The 15,608-nt window shown below is 61.2% G+C and carries 10 protein-coding genes; 5 read left to right on the top strand and 5 right to left on the bottom strand.

The features are described from left to right. The first annotated feature begins 551 nt into the window (after nucleotides 1-551). On the top strand, nucleotides 552-2,501 hold the full coding sequence (locus tag VFW71_00115; protein ID HEU5001172.1) for an SIR2 family protein: 1,950 nt from the start codon (nucleotides 552-554) through the stop codon (nucleotides 2,499-2,501). Between the two features lie 115 nt (nucleotides 2,502-2,616). On the opposite strand, the gene VFW71_00110 is transcribed toward VFW71_00115, so the two are convergent. Further along, a complete protein-coding gene (locus VFW71_00110) occupies nucleotides 2,617-4,164 on the bottom strand; it encodes a hypothetical protein (GenBank protein ID HEU5001171.1) in 1,548 nt (515 codons plus the stop codon). Between the two features lie 19 nt (nucleotides 4,165-4,183). Beyond that, the gene (locus VFW71_00105) at nucleotides 4,184-5,110 is read right to left on the bottom strand and encodes a nucleoid-associated protein (protein HEU5001170.1); all 927 of its coding nucleotides are present in this window, start codon (nucleotides 5,108-5,110) and stop codon (nucleotides 4,184-4,186) included. Nucleotides 5,111-6,369: 1,259 nt separating this feature from the next. On the opposite strand from VFW71_00105, the gene VFW71_00100 reads away from it, so the two are divergent. Continuing rightward, nucleotides 6,370-8,016 (top strand): glycosyltransferase family 39 protein, encoded by a 1,647-nt coding sequence (locus VFW71_00100; protein HEU5001169.1) that lies wholly within the window; start codon nucleotides 6,370-6,372, stop codon nucleotides 8,014-8,016. Between the two features lie 1,127 nt (nucleotides 8,017-9,143). Beyond that, on the top strand, nucleotides 9,144-10,394 hold the full coding sequence (locus VFW71_00095; protein HEU5001168.1) for a hypothetical protein: 1,251 nt from the start codon (nucleotides 9,144-9,146) through the stop codon (nucleotides 10,392-10,394). Nucleotides 10,395-10,674: 280 nt separating this feature from the next. Here the strand turns inward: VFW71_00095 and VFW71_00090 are convergent, their stop codons facing one another. After that, nucleotides 10,675-11,652: an ImmA/IrrE family metallo-endopeptidase gene (locus VFW71_00090; protein ID HEU5001167.1), complete on the bottom strand. Its 978-nt coding sequence runs from the start codon at nucleotides 11,650-11,652 to the stop codon at nucleotides 10,675-10,677. A 65-nt stretch (nucleotides 11,653-11,717) separates the two neighbouring features. Beyond that, nucleotides 11,718-12,182, bottom strand: a complete 465-nt coding sequence (locus VFW71_00085) for a helix-turn-helix transcriptional regulator (GenBank protein HEU5001166.1) — start codon at nucleotides 12,180-12,182, stop codon at nucleotides 11,718-11,720. Between the two features lie 142 nt (nucleotides 12,183-12,324). Here VFW71_00085 and VFW71_00080 point away from each other — a divergent pair, with 142 nt between their 5' ends. Together VFW71_00080 and VFW71_00075 are read left to right on the top strand one after the other, a co-directional pair. After that, the gene (locus tag VFW71_00080) at nucleotides 12,325-12,615 is read left to right on the top strand and encodes a DUF3892 domain-containing protein (GenBank protein HEU5001165.1); all 291 of its coding nucleotides are present in this window, start codon (nucleotides 12,325-12,327) and stop codon (nucleotides 12,613-12,615) included. A 1,345-nt stretch (nucleotides 12,616-13,960) separates the two neighbouring features. Next, nucleotides 13,961-14,554: a putative glycolipid-binding domain-containing protein gene (locus VFW71_00075; GenBank protein ID HEU5001164.1), complete on the top strand. Its 594-nt coding sequence runs from the start codon at nucleotides 13,961-13,963 to the stop codon at nucleotides 14,552-14,554. A 41-nt stretch (nucleotides 14,555-14,595) separates the two neighbouring features. Here the strand turns inward: VFW71_00075 and VFW71_00070 are convergent, their stop codons facing one another. Next, nucleotides 14,596-15,540, bottom strand: coding sequence for a WYL domain-containing protein (locus tag VFW71_00070; protein HEU5001163.1), 945 nt, complete (start codon nucleotides 15,538-15,540; stop codon nucleotides 14,596-14,598). Between the last annotated feature and the right edge of the window lie 68 nt (nucleotides 15,541-15,608).

Raw genomic sequence — 15,608 nt, 5'->3', positions numbered from 1 at the left:
CGATCCGTCCACCAGGGGGAGGTGAGGCCGAGAAGCCAAACCTACCGGCACTCCCCACGGCCGCCAGTGGGCAAGTTTTCGTGGCCATCCTTGGGCAGGTGTAGTGGCCGTCACCGGGCAGAACTCAACGGCCCTTGACACAGCTGGATGCCTGTAAGCGCTGGGTCCGGCGCACTTTGATTGGACTCGTCAACCCCGCAACCTTGGTGCGGCGGCGCAAGGAGCGTCCACTCCTGCCCCCGCAGAACCAAAAGCACTGACGGCGTCCCCATGCACCTTCGACGTTCCCATTGGCCCCCATATGGTTGTCAGCCTCCATCCCTGTGTCCGCCATCCCTGCGCCCGAGGCGTTACGCTTACTACGGGGCCGAGGGTTGTGCGGTCGCTTGTCATGAACGAAATTCCGCGTTCGAGGTCAGATTAACTGAGCTCCTTCCAAACAGTCCGATGACGACTGTAGGGTTTACTGCCTGTTGCAACTGTTTCGGGGCAATGCGAGTAGCTCGCCGAACAATAAATGCGTTTTTGATGTCCCGCGAAATAATCCAGCGATGAAAGCCAAGGACCTTTTCGTCTTCGCCGGGGCGGGCGCGTCAGCCTCTGGACGATCTTGGTTGCCACTGTTTGACCCGATGCGTGACGCCATCCTTAAGCAACTGGATCTCCCCAGGTACGTCCCTTCTACACCGGAGGCAGAGGCCCAGGCGGTTGATGTGGCGCGTGGGTTGGCACCTGAGCCCTTTTTCCTGGCTCTCGAGCGCAGCGATGCCCAAGTCGTCCCTTGGCTCAACGAGGTCCTAGATCAAGGGACACCGAATGCAGCCCACCATGCATTGGCGCAGCTGGCCGCTGAGGGTGCTGCCGTGTGGACAGTGAACTTCGACCAACACATCGAGCAGGCCTCGGGCCACGCGCTGAGGGTTGCCGCCTGGGGCGAAGAGCCGAAGGCTGACTCTCAGCTACTTAAGCCGCACGGAACCCTCGGCGGAGAGCTGGTCGTGACTTCAGAGCAGGTGCTCCGTGGCTTGTCTCCCTCATGGTATGAGCGTCTCCGAAGCGACGTGAAGGGACGCACCGCGCTATTCGTGGGCTATAGCGGCCGGGATGTCGACTTTCATCCGCTTTGGAATGATGTTCTGAGCGAAGCGCGCGTCGTGTACTGGTTCGGCCGAGAGCAGCAGCGGCTGAGGCGGATGATGCCAGTAGTATCCGCAACAGGGCGCTTAGAGTTTATGAAACACGCCGAGACGCCTTCGCCCGGCCAAGAGCCGAATCGGTCGTGGGATTTTCTCCATTGGTGTCAACACCGAGGTCTTGTGAACATTTCCAGCGATTTGATAGGCGACCTCTTTGCCGACAGACCTGAACAATTTGACTTTCCACAACTCAAGAGCGACTCTCCAGACTTCACCCGAGCCAAGGTCGCAGAGATTCTCGGTGCCACTCGAGATGCCCGTCGAACCTACCTTGATCTCCTAACCAAAGGACCTGGGCGCGGGTTGGCTGCGAAAGCCGTTGTTCAGCTAACGATAAATCATGGTGGCCGACCGGTAGCTTGGGCACTCCTGCTACCTCGCCTATTGCCGACTGTCGGAGGGCTTGCCCAAAAACGGGAAATCGCCGAGCGCAAACGCTTGACTTTCCTCGCCAAGAGTGGTGACCACGCAGCCGTACTACGAGGAACAACTCAACTGGATGATAAGTCCGTCTCGACTCTGCTCATTCTCCGCTCTGCTTCCCTGCGCTTCGCGGGGAAGCTACCAGAGGCCGCAAGTCTCGCCGAGGATGCCACAAGAAGAGCACACAAAGAAGGCCACCCGGTTCGGATCGCTCACGCTGCCTACCAATGGTGTCAGGCGCTCCTCTGGGCAGAACGACTCGAAGACGTCAACCGAGTGCTAGACGACGAACTAAACCCTGTAGCGGCCATCGCGGCAAGCCGATGGGTCGCGTGGGCGGATTACATTAGTGCGGGACTGCTGGTCAGGGAGGGGAAAGTCGACGAGGCTTTGAGAGTCTTGCAGGTTGGCGAGGCTCGATTCCGATCGGAGGCACTGACTGATGGAGTCGTAAGCATCGAGACCACTCGACTGGCCGCACTTCGCTTGGCGGGGGACGACGCGGCCTTCGAGGAACAGAGAACTCGTCTTTGGGCTCGCATTTCAGATCGTCCTCGGCACGAGATGTTCTACGCTCAGGGTCATCGGTTCAGCTTTGAGTGCGTTCGGCTTCAGGAAGTTGAATTCCTTAGAATCCACCAACGCCGGCTGGCGGAGGCTCGACAGGTGTGCGCAACACTGGCGCAATCTCCATATCCGTTGATGGCGACGCTGGCGCTGCTCGAAGCGGCCCTCGTAGACGCAGAGCTGGGTGGAGATCTGAAAAACGCTCAAGCAGCTCAGCGTAGGGGCCAGGAAATCGGGGCCGGCTTGGTCGTCAGCCGAGCTGAAGCTCTTCTTGCCAATCGTGCCGACGCGACACGTGAGCTCTTTTTTTGTTGATGGAAATTGGAGGTAGGAATAATAATATGCGCACCTGCACACGATTGAAGATACGGGTATTCGAGAACGACATTTGGCGCTCGACCTCATCAGCTAGGTAGAGGAATTGCGCCTCTCACCAAAGAGCAAAGCGGAGGTGCGCCACAGCTAATGTGATTAGGGCCCCGAGAAAATAGACAAAAGGCACGGCCACACGGACCCGACAGACGGCATTATAGGCTTGCACCCGCGCCTCTAGGTTCAGGACTTCGCGTCGATCTTCCTCTGGCAATAATCGACCGAGCACAGGAATATCGGTCTTGAAGCTATCCAACGGCGACTTCATGGCCGGGCCTTCTACGGCAATGGACCAGAAAGCTAGAAAAACAAAGATTAGCGAGATACCGATAGTGATCCAGCGCGCGTCGCCGACAGAGAGTTTCGTGGTGGACTGTGCGACGGCGATGCCCGCCACAGCTCCCAATGAAGCGATGGTCCGTTCGGCCGTGGACTTAGCGGCCGCAAGCGCCGCCTCGGCGCTCTGGCGGGCGGCGTCCACGGCTATCGTTCGAACCTGCCGTTGGGATTCAAGGACTACGGACATGGCGCCTTCGCGGAGGGCTTGGTAGAGAGGTGCGGCGGCGGCGATCACGTCGCCTGGACGTGCGGGTAGTTGAGGCCCGTCAGCCAACGAAACGACTTGGCGAACGGCCAGGACGCGATCCGGCGCGATTTCTGCGGTTGCCCAGGTGTATAGGTTGGTGGCGCTGCTGGCATCGGCTTTGTATCCGTTAGCATTGAGGTGAAAGACTCGCCGCTGATAGCCAAAGAACTCCAAGTCCGCAAACTCCATGCCGTTAGTGGGGAGGCGCATAGTGTTGCTCAACCACGTCCAGGCGCAAGCTTCCGCCCAGGCTACAAGCATTTCCTGGAGACCCGACGCCCCAACGCTTTTCACCGGGATAAGCTCCTCCGGCAGCGGTAGGTTTGCCGGAAGCTGCGGCGCGGCGCTGGCCGCCAGCTGCTGGCGGCGCAAGGATAGTGGCCCGCTCGGAGGGGCAAATCCGCTGATCCGGTCTGCGGACAGCACCGCAAACGCAGGGGTGAACAATTCAATATTGCCCGCTGTTAGCACCACAATTACAAGTGGCTTCCCCTCATCACTGATGATCTCTTGACTCCGCCACCATGGGTAGGTCTTCCAAGCCTCGACTACCACCTTGAGCGTTCTGGCGGAACGCCAGGCGAAGCTGGGATCGATTTCCTGAAGAGGCAGGCCGAGGTTGACCGCGAGTGTGCCGTCCCATGTGCCTTCTAGGGATAGAGCCGCATCTAAATTTCCTTCCCAAGCGCGTTGGGCCATTCTGAGTTCGTTACCTTGAAAGGTCGCTTCCGGATCGCCAAGTGGCTGTCCGACGAAGGCCAGCTCGCCATCCGCCGGCGCACTGAGCTCAAACGAGAGGGCGTCACGTCGATAGCGGAGAAATCGATCAGCTATGCAATACAGACTCTCAACCAAGTTACGAAAAGGCACTCCCGCGGACTGGCCCTCGGGGATAGTGACTTGGCAAACTGCTAAGTCGTCTCGGACCGGGCAGCCGAATTGCTCCAGCTGCGAAATGGTGTCGGCAGCCTCAGTAGAGAGTTCGATGGCCGCTTGAAGTGCGGGCAGGTTCTTATACACGGCCGAAACCAGACCCGACCTAGGCGGGCTCTTCGATGGGCTGATCATTGAACCGGATAGTTATCTCCCAATGGTCGCCGACACGCCTTGGACCGGTAATACGATCGAACCGTGAAGTGGGCAGGGTGACAGTAATATCGTCTGCCCTAAAGCGAACCTTATGGGTTCCGACCTTACCCTGGCGAATGTTTCCCCCTGGTGCCGTACCCCCTCCGAGGGCCGGATCATCGATCCGGACGTTCGGGTAGCGAGCGACGACTTGAGTAGCAACTTCTTGAGCGGGACCACTGAGGGAGCTGGAAAATTCCATAGCTGCCGCTCGTTGGCGACGCGGTACGTCTCGGATAATGGCGGCAGCCAAGGCCCGCTCCGCTTCACGGGGTAACCGAGAAACGAGGAGATCGTAAGGGTTGAAGAAGTACCGGGCAGCGCTCGGATTACGGTCAATCACGATGGCATCGGATGCGCGGGGGTCTGGCCAAGAGATTCCTTTTTGTAGGTTACCCGGTGCTGGCAAAAGGTCACGAAACACACTAAGCTTTACCTGTCCTCTCGCGATGCGCATGCGTGCTGCTTCGGTGACCGCATCGAGTTTCAAGATGGAAACTGATTCGGCGTTGTCCCCCTCGCCCATGGTGACGATGGCTAGAACTCCAGGGTACGGATTGGTTGACTGGTCCATCGAAGCTTGCAAACGCCCGGCTAGCGCACCGCAAATGGCGATGAAGCGCGTGTCTTCGGCGGCTAGAAGCTCTTCGAGGAGCGCGGGTATCGCTGAATCGGGTTGGAACCGACTTAGGAGGTTATTCTCATCCTGCGCTGCTGAGCGCAGGTGGTCGGCATGGCGGGCTAGAAAACTTTCGTCCTCGCCATCGAGTTCGGCCATGGCGGTAGCCGTTTGCAGCGGCTTACCCTTTTCTACGTAGGTGAGCGTCGCTTTTAGCATGGTTTAGGCTCTCCTCATTGCGATAGTTAGATCAGGCTCAGCGCACGTCTGCCATACCCTGGATCATTCTGGCTGTCGTAGGAGCCACTGGACGTATGTCCAGGATAAGCCTTCCGAGTCGGTCCTCGGCGTCCAAGCTGGCCTCCGGTCGGCCGGCGCGCGACGTGTCAAATGGTGGCCGATGTTGTATGCGCTTTGTGCGTTCCAAGTTGGCTGAGGCAACAGCCCATACAAACAGGTGTTCGATCATATCGGACCCCCGGCTTGTAACGGCTGCGGGGCGTCCAGCTTCGTGATTCCCCTTTCCTTAGCAATGCCTCGAGCCTCGCTGATGACGGCCTCCATTGCCGCTCGACTCGAGTTCAGGCGCTCAAGTACCCCTCGCGGCATGGGATCTGGCCCCCAGCCCTCATCTGCTGTGAATACATGGCCGACGCGGCTTTCATGCCAGAGTCGTCGGCTGAGCAGCGTTAGGGGGGTGGGGCCAGGTCTTGGCCAGTTCGCGGAGCCGACGAGTCGTCCCGGGACCCACCACCAGGAGCCTCGGCTCGACTCCCCTGTCAGTCAGGCGGTCCGCGAGCGCCTCGAGGCAAGCCCGTCCCCACGACCAGTCCGCACCCCGCTTCAGCGTGCTGAAATCGACAGCCACCGTCGCCGGGGGGCTGAGTGCTAGCCAGTCCGCCCAACGATCAAAGTCTTCGACCACCCGCCAAACCACCGCGGGCGTGGTGGGCAGGTGCCTGCCCAGTTCGGTGGCGAAAGCCGCGGTGCGAGCCATATTGTGAAGACCTTCGAAGGGGGGATCGTTCAGCCAGGTCGAGAAGGCTGGGGCGATAGCGGCCTGGACGCCTGCCGCACGCAGTTGAGCACCGATGCTGTGGCGTCTCTTCCACAGCCGCTCAAGGCTCCTATCTCCGCCCATGAGGAGGGCGACATCGGCCGACCTGCCGGCGTGGACGAGCAACGGGCGGCACCCGAGCAGGCCAGGTGCTCGGCAAGTTCTCGAAATGCCGTAGTCTGTCTTTGCCCTAAGGATCTGGCCAAGGCGGAGGGCAGCTCGCGCACTGGGGTCGGTTTAACCTTGCCGTCGGCACCCGAGTGCCGACCATAGCCAGGGCGTGCCATCTAAAGTCCCTGCAGCAGGGGCTCGCCTTAAAGGCGTAACGAAGGCCTGGTCGGATCTCCACGCCAGCACTCGGTGGAGGTGTACTTCGACCCCCGAGGTCGCTGGTTTGATTCGTTCGAAGTGGGAGTGTGGCTTGGAATATGCAGTTAGGGCCAGAGAGGATCGGTCGGACTGGTGCTGGGGAATCAATCTCCTCCCCGGCAAGGGCTACCTGTTGAAGAGGGGACTCGTTAAGCGGTATAAGCCTCGCCTGGTGACCAGGATAAGAGGGGCAGAGTTGGATCGGCCGGTCGACCTCTGCGACCGGGTGGGCGACTTCTGGTCAGGACGTCGCGGTTTGGTCATTCTCGTCGCCTCACTCGGCCTGGGTCTGCTTCTCCGCATAGCGACCGCCACTCATTACTCGGGAGCCCTCGACTCGGACGAGGCCGTCGTCGGCTTGATGGCTCGAGAGATTCTTCACGGTCACTTTCCAGTCTTTTATTGGGGCCAGCAATACGGAGGGACGCTCGAAGTCTTCATAACCGCTGCTCTGTTTTCGATCTTCGGTAGTTCCACATTCATCCTAAAGTTAGTGCCCTGTGTGCTTGACGGGGTTGCCTGCTTTTTGGTTTGGCGCGTAGGCCGCCGAACCATCGGCGAAATACCCGCTCGGGCTGCCAGCATGATTTTTTGGCTCTGGCCGGCTTCTTTTGTCTGGTCGAGCATCAAGGCGCGAGGCTTTTATGGGGTGGCGTTGGTCCTCGCGTTGCTTGTCATGCTGCTGGTCATCCGCTTGAGAGATCACCAAACAACTTCGGATTGGCTGTGGCTCGGTTTGGTTCTCGGGCTCGGCTGGTGGACAACGCCGGAGATTTTGTTCGTGGCTGTACCGAGCCTTGTCTGGCTTCTCGTGTTGCAGCGACGGTACCTCAAGAGAGTGGCCCTTTTGGTTCCGGGGGCGGTTCTCGGTGGTGCCCCCTGGATAGTTTGGAATCTAGAAAATCACCTCAACTCGCTCCGAGCGACTCCCCAACCGGTACCCCATAACAGCTATCTCAATCACCTCTCGGGGTTTTTTAAGACCGGACTTCCAGGAGCCCTCGGTCTGAGACTTCCACTTTCTTCGAAGTGGATCGCTGTCCCTTGGGCAGCGAAGCTTGCTTATGTAGTGGCCATAGTTGCGTTGGGGGCCATTGCCTGGTATTGGCGTAGGCGACTGGTCTTGCCTATCGCGATACTGGTGGCTTACCCCTTCATATTTGCTCTATCGCCATACTCCTGGTACTTAGCGGAGCCTCGATATCTGTTGCTACTGTCACCGGTTCTGGCCCTACTGGTTGGGCGAGCTATAACGCGGTGGTCCTTAGGACTGATTGCCATTCCAATTGTGGTAGCTCTCACTATAGGTGGTCTCGTGGTTATTCCTACTCAACTACCCTTTCCCAAGGACTTTGGGCCGCTCGATTCGGCCCTCAAGACTCACGGCATATCACACGCCTTCGCGGACTACTGGATCGCCTACCGTCTGGACTTTGAATCCAAGGAGACCGTTACGGCTTCACCCATTTCGCCCATACGGAATGTTCGCATAGATGGAGAAGTCCGTAGCCGCCCCAATCCAGCCTACATCTTTTTTAGGAATAGTTTGCCTGAGTATCAGTTCGCGAGTCAGCTTTCAACCTTGGGGATCACGGACCAAACCTTCAACATCGGGCCATTCGACATCTATCTGCCCGACCGCAAAGTCACGCCGCCGAGTCCTGGTATGCCTCAAGGACCCGTTGAGCCATCGACGTGAAAGCCCAAGGAGTTGTTGTCCTCCGTCAAGGGTTTGGCGGGCAAGACCACGGGGTCCGGTCCGCACGGCCTGGCGCGTAGCCCGCGCCATGGGCGCTTCACGGTACGCGGTCTAGTCGGGGTAGGTTGCCAGCCACGTGGGCAGCTTTGCGAAGATAGCCCCCTCATGCTCGGAGGCAAGTGCCAATCGTGGGGCGGGAGCGCATGGGCGGATTGGGTTCGATCAGTCCAGGGGTCATCGGGCATCAGGCCACAAGAGGCGCTGGGACTGCGAGGGCTCACGGCCAGTGCGGAGGGCATTTGCCACGCAGGGGGAGGCCGTGCACCTCTCAACACCCCGTCGGATGGGTTCCGGGGCATAGCCAGGTCCCGGATGGCGCTGCCCTGGGTCGCGCCGACACCTGGGCCCAGGCCTGGCCAAGGCTGGGTCTGACACGGCCCCCGAGACCACTTTGCCCTAAGCCATCCGAGGCCATAGCCAGGCCTGGTGGGTGCGCGAAGTTGCACGAGGGCAGTAGCTCGGCGGCATTGACGTAGCGGATGCGGTGGCCCGCTGCCACCGCCAAGTGCCCGACGGCGATGAGGACATGCTCCGTGCCTGGGGACATTTCCGGCGCTGCCACCTCGGCTCTATTGGTCCGGATCCACTCCAGGGAGGCGGGGTAGTCCAGCGCCGGCCCCGGGCCTCCATCAGCATGAGCAGGAACTCCTCCGGTGACCAGCGCCGCGTTTTGGTGCTCCATCGTTAAGCGACGAGTCATCGAAGGATCACGGAGACCAACCGGGACTACGCAAAAGTAGGGCGCCGCCGACTATTGCGAGCCTGGGGTCGAGGGCCCACTCTAGTGGTATAGAGCATGGCATGTAGACCCGTCCATATTGGAGTGTAAGCAGAAATCGGCAAGGGCGTGTAAACGCTCCTGCCGGATACTGTTCCTGCTTCATCTTTGCTGAGCAACAGGGGAGAAAGGAGAGTAACAGGGAGAACTAGGCGCATCCGGGGGGACGTCGTCCATGTTCAGACCGGCGCCAGACGGAAAGGGTTTTGCTCGCGATCCGTTTGGCCCCTTACTTGGGCGCTGGGCCCCATGCTAACTGGCGCCAGCGCCCAAAGGAGGCGCACCCCTTATGAAAAAGGTGGTTGGGCGAGGCCAGCACCACTCGCTTTCAGCTTTCGCCATATTCGCAGTCCTGGCAAGTTTGGTCTTGGCTCTTCCGGCTGAAGCCAAAACTCCCGTGGCCTTTCATTTCCCGGCAGCTCAGAGCTGGATGACTATCAACGGAAAGAGCATCGTCGTAGACAACATCTCCGGAGCTTCTAATCAGCAAGTGAACGGATTGGTCGCTGTTGCCGACGGCGTAACTGCGAGTTGCGGGATCGGCTGTTCGGGCTTGATGCAGCAAGGAGACCGCGTAATCGTCACTCAGGACTACATCGCCTGGATCGACAACACTCACAACACAACGTCTCTGCCCGGGGACCAATGGGCCGGTGGCATGCTCCGAGGGATCTGGCACCTAACAGGGTCCGGCGGCAACCTCAACTTCCGAACGGACGGTGCCTGGAATGAGCTCCTCCCTTACTACTACAATGCGGGCACCGGTTACCAGATCTTTTTGAACGAAAATCCAGGCTGCGCAGATACGGGGGGCCCAGGCGTCTGGACGTCCGCAGGTCAGCCGACTCCGGCAACAACTATCGATGGAGGTGCCTCTCCCTTCTTCAGTGGAGGGGTACGGTACCAGTACCAAGGGAACATGTACAACTCGACAAACAACACCGACAATGTGGGCGGCGGCGATCACATGCAATACACGGTCACCTACGACTTCGGACCCACGTACGGTGACATCATCGTGACAACGTCGTTGACCCTTAACGGTTCGACGACGATTCCGGCATACTGCATCACGCAGGACTATGACATGGCCGCCGCTTGGACTGCGGGCTACGGTGTGAACAATAACCGGGTGAACCGGCTTAATACAGCTTCCTTTGGTAGGAACTGTGTTCAGAGTCCCCCTCAGTCTGTTTGGCCATGCCCTGGACCGGTTGGAGCAAATACTTGGGCTGACTTGCCCAACAACGTAGGTCTCACGGGGGTCACTTACTGGATCAGCCAGCCAGGGAGCAATCTCGGTGCTGGCGCCACGCAACAAATGCAGGAGTGGCCCTATGGCAGTCCGCCAAGATTTCTGGCCCAAGACAGTGCAACTATTAATGGTAGTGTGAACTCCTTCCAGGATGTGCAGGCGATTTATAACAAGCCTGATAACGCCTATTCGATGACGTGGAACGTTATCCACGATGCCGGGACCCCTACCTATCTCAGCCCAGGTTGGGGCTACAACCAACTGAGCTTCATCTGGACGATGTAGCTACTTCGGGTCGGATTCGCCGGCCTTGATAGCAGATAGCCAGTTGAAATAGTGAGTACGACCACACCCGCCAACGGCTTCCTTGTTAGCCGTTGGCGGGTGTGGTCACTTGGCCTGGCCTCCCCTAAAGTCGTCCTTGCGAATGCGTTCAGCCTGATTACGACATCTGCTGTCCGCGGCCATAGAAGGTCCCCGCTCGAGCGGTCCCTGGCGGTGGTCCAGCCACTGGCCTTGAGGGCTGGGGTCGGTTCCTGCCCGAGGCCACCACGGCCTCGTGGGGTCACTCACAATCACGGCAGCACGTCGCGCCGACTCGGAAGGGCGTCTGCATGTGGCAAACTGGGCAAACCTTGGACAAGGTCGTGAGCGTAGAGCAGCCGCAGTTACCGCAAGTCTCACAGTACGGGCCAGAACAATTCTCACACCAACCCTCGGTTCGCTCTCCGTTGCACCAGTGGCACGCCTGATTCTGCTGCTCCCATGGTTTCGGCAGCTCCTGGAGAATCGATAACCCGCCATTGCTTGGCTTGCGTGAAAGCACACCCACCGCGATCCCCTCCTCCGAGTAGGCCGTGTCGCAAAAGAGCTGACACGAGAAGGGCAGGCCAAACCCGTAGACGTCGGGAACCGCTCGCTGCGGTCTACCGAAGGCCCTCGACAGCGGCCCCTGGGGGTCAAGCCCACTTCCTCGCGGCCATACGAGCACATCGAGACCGCGAGCCGAGGCGAATCCGACCGTCCCCGGCTCCCGCAGCAGAACTACCGCCCCCGATCGAGCGAGGCGATCCGCCGCCCGGACTACCAAGGCCTCCCAAGAGGCGTGCGAGCGCGTGCGCATTTCAATGATGTGCTCGGGAAGCAGCGGGCCTTGGCCCACGACCTCCTCTAGTAATTCGTCTGGCACCAGGAGTCGGCCGGCAAATTGGTGACAGATGGTCTCCTCGATACGCACTGCCTCGCCTCCTCGAGCCCCGGCGATGACATCGATGTCGTCCAGCAGCCCGGCGGCCGAGGTCTGAAGCAGGTGATGTCCGAGCTCGTGTAGGAGCGTAAAGCGAATCCGGCCATCGGAGGCGTTTGTGGAGTAAAAAATCCAGGGTCGGGCGTCATCGAGCATGCTCTCGTAGTAGCCGTCCACCGAACAGTCGCCGCCGTAGTTGATATCCGACAAGGCCTTGATGCCCAGAGGCTGGAAGTAAATCTCCAGGGCCGCCACTGGGTCTTCCGCCACTAGGTCGGCGCGGGCGTCCGCGCCCACGTGAGCCAGAAGATCATCGACGACCGAACCGATTGGCCGCGCGAGCCGCCCCATAGGTTCAAAGACTACCCGTTGAGAATCAAAGAGAATGTGTCCAATAACCGACGCCAGTCATCTTCCGTCGACTCTCCCTTGCTTCGCTGGGGAGCGGCGGCCATGGCCACCAACAACCGTCGACGCATCGCCTCGGGGGTCTGGTCTTGGGCAGCGGCAAGCCTCGATGCCGTTTCCTGAAATCGGGCGGAAGTCGCGAACGTCAGCAACGACTTGGGAGCCGATGCCAAGACGACGTCGAGGGGCACTTCCGATGGCTCACCCTCAGTCGTCCCAATCAGCTGCCCGAGAGGCATCTCTAGGGCCTTGGCGATAGCCAGCAGAGCGTCAAAGGTGGGGTTTCCTCGTCCTCGCTCCAGATTAGAGATGTAAGGCATCGACAGTTCTGCCGCCTTTGCCACCTCGGCGAGGGTGAGTCCGAGGTCGATACGCCGGGCTCGAAGGCGCTGCCCCAGTGTGGGCTCTGAATGACTCACGGATATTTTCTATCAGAAAATCTTGTCGTCTTCATCTCTTGACAGAACTTGTCTCTCAGAATAGTCTGAACCTAGAGCATCCTGTCCGGCAAGCAGGCCGGCAGGTCAAAAGCGGCGGCCGACCGCCGGAAGGGAGCAAGGTATGGCGACGCACGTGGTGACGAAGGTGAGGAAGGAGTGGGCCCTGTCGGGCACTGACCGCCACCGGCACATCGAAGGGGTGTGCACCAGCGACGGCACCCACTACACGCGGAAGGAGGTTGTGAACAGCATCAATGCTGGTAATACCTGGAAGACGCAGGCCGACGGCTACGAGGCAGTGATCAAAACCATGACGTATTGCCCCCACGCTCGGTGCTTGGCCACGCCCTACATCAAGACCAACCCTGACAGCACCAAGAAGGACAACCTGGATAACCTGGACGAGTGCTAGGCGCGCTAGCGGATGGGAGACGAAGGCAATGGCGAAGAACACCGGCGAAGGCTACCGGCACGGTGAGGTCCGGGACCGCAGCCAAGTGTACAACCCTCAAACCGGCCAGTGGGTGAAGCGAGACGCGCAGACCGGCAATTCATGGACGTGAAGGATGGCGGGAACCCATTCAAAGGTGTGCGCAGGGAGAAGGGGGAACCGAGGTAGGAGCGTGGAGCATGCCCCGCAGTATCGCCGGAGGCGCAACGGACCGATACTGCGGGGCATGGCGAACAAAGGGGAGGAGGTGCTGGGTGTGAATCCGGGACCGAGCGGCTCCCCAATCTCTAAGTTGTGGTGCCGTTCAGCAACTCTTGCACAACTTCGCCGACTTGAGGGCTCGAAAGGCAGTCTATAAGGGGCACCAGATGTTGCTCTTTCGAACCGACCCTAGACAAGACCTCCGTCACCCCCGTCGCCTTCTTCGGTGCCAGGGTTTTGGGTGTTAGCTCGCATTTTTGCGATGAACTCTCGCTGCCAAGGTGGCGTTGGGCTCGGCCATCACGGCGTCAGCGACGCCATCACTGGTGAGCAGGAGCTTGCGGAAGAAGTACTGATTCGAGCGGCGCCACCCCTATCGGCGAGCGAAGGGAACCTCCATGGCATTATCCGCATGCGGCTGTGCATAAATCTCTGAGATCCTTTCTGGACGAACGTAGGCGGCCTTACATCGAGCGGGGCTTCGCCAACCTAAGCTCGGTACTATTGGAGGGGGAAAGCCTGCGGGTGTGGGGCCCTGTCCGAGCCCGGTTAGGTTTCGGGGGCAACGGGGCTCTGTCCGTGGTGGGCGTAACTCAAACGAGATTCATGCTCAATATCGCCCCTGAGCTCAAACGCCTCGGCCCATATAGCACTTTGGATAATATCTATGTATTTCCTAAGTCAGAGGTTAAGGCTCATCGCTCCATCTTTGTGGGGGGCCTTGTCATTAAGGTGCCAGGAGGTACCTTCGTGGTGCAGCGTTGGTATCGGGGTGAATTTCTCTCTACTCTTCTGGAAGAGCTCACTCCGAGTGGAGGCCATGCCTCTCGGGAATAGGCGTGACTGGAGTTCGATAGATTGGTCGACCCCTTTCTAAGCTAGCCGCAATGCTCAAGACCTGAGTCGTCCGATCTGTTAGTAGTTCCTGCACGAGTTCACCAAAACGGGAGCTCGAAGGGCATCCTATGAGGGGCACCGCGAAATGCCCCTCGGCCGCGGCCCTAAGGACCCGCAGCGGGGTGGCGACGAACCGATTTCCCCGGAGCGCCGGTTGCGGCGGCTATGGTCCGGGGGTGTCCCGTCCTCCGAGAAGGCCGCTCAGCCAGTGACCGCCGTGGAACCTCCCGACCAAGCTCCGGCGACCGCCGCATGGCGCCATTTCGGGGCGCGCGATGGATTCGAGTGCCTCTTTGTGCTGCGAGACGGGGCCGGACTGCGCCTCCACGGGAGCACTGCTGCGGTCGAGGCGGGGGAAGCCTGGATCGTCGCCTATGCCCTCGTCGTGGACGAGCGCTGGCACACCCGGAGCGCCCGGGTCTGGGGCCGGTCACGTGCGGGCGAGCGCGCCGTGGCGCTGGAGTCCGACGGAGCGGGCCACTGGCATGTCGATGGGGTGCCCGCCCCCCACCTTGACGGCTGCCTCGATATCGACCTGGAGTCCTCGGCGTGCACCAACACCCTCCCCGTGCACCGCCTCGGGCTCCAGGTGGGGCAGGGCGCCGAAGCCCCGGCCGCCTATGTCCGGGCGGCCGACCTCGCGGTGGGGCGGCTGGAGCAGCGCTACGTCCGGATGCCGGACGACGGCGCCGTCCGGCCGTACGACTACACGGCGCCGGCATTCGAGTTCTCCTGCCGTCTCGTGTTCGACGAGGCAGGTCTCGTGGTCGATTACCCGGGCATCGCCGAGCGAGTTCTCTAGCAGCCCTCCGAGTTCGCACGCCCGCCCCGGCGGCCGTGGCCCTACCCGTTCCTTTCGGCCACCCGGCTGGCGTGTTCCCGCAGCGCCGAGCGCAGCGACGCTGGCTCCAGCACCTCGCACGGCTCCCGCATGCTCGCCAGGTAGCGCACCATGCCGGCCTCGTCGCCCGCCCCCAGCTCGATCACGGTGCTGTCCCCGTCGGGCGTCGCCACGCCCACCGTCCGGGGGATGACCGCCAGCGCCTCGGCCAGCGGCAGCGCCAAGCGCACGACGGCCCGGAACGGGTAGGGCGCTACGGCCAGCCCCTCGGCCACCAGGGCGGCCGGGTCCGGTGGGTCCACCCGCTCGAAGCGTTCCCCGGTGCCCTCGGCCCCCGCCATGCGATCGACCCGGAAGGTGCGCCATTCCCCCCGGTCGACGTCCCGGGCCACGAGATACCAGCGCGGCCCCGTCCGCACCAGGCGGAACGGCTCAACCAGGCGCCGGGTCGCCTCCCCGCTGCGGGCGGTGTAGGCGAAGCGCAGTCGCTCCGAGCGCCGGCAGGCCCGGGCAGCCGCCACCAGCACGACGGCGTCCACCCCCTCGGGGTCCCGGCCCCACAGCTGCACCGTGGCGGCGTGCACGTCGGCCACCCGGCCCGCCAGGCGGGCGGGGAGGATCTGGTCCAGCTTGGCCAGTGCCGACACCGCCGCCTCGCCCAGCCCGCTCACGCTCCCGTCGGCGGCCGCCCGCAGCCCGACCGCCACCGCCACCGCCTCCTCGTCATCCAGCAGCAGCGGGGGGACCTCGGCGCCCCCGCCCAGCTCGTAGCCCCCGGCGGGGCCCGGCACGGCGTTGACCGGGTAGCCGAGCCGACGTAAGTGGTCGATGTCCCGCCGGACCGTCCTCGGGGTGACCCCGAGCCGGGCGGCCAGCTCCGGCCCGGCCCAGTAGGGGCGGGCTTGCAGGAGGGAAAGGAGGCGCAGCAGCCGGCCCGCATCGCTCATCGTCAGCGTCATTCTCCGACAAATGCGGACCGGACCTGTCCGCATCACCCGTTAGGGTCGAAGGACCA

It is taken from the genome of Actinomycetota bacterium (assembly GCA_035765775.1).
Taxonomy (GTDB): Bacteria; Actinomycetota; CADDZG01; order JAHWKV01; family JAOPZY01; genus DASTWV01.
Note: the sequence above shows the minus strand (reverse complement) of the source record. Positions and strands in the feature narration are given on the sequence as shown.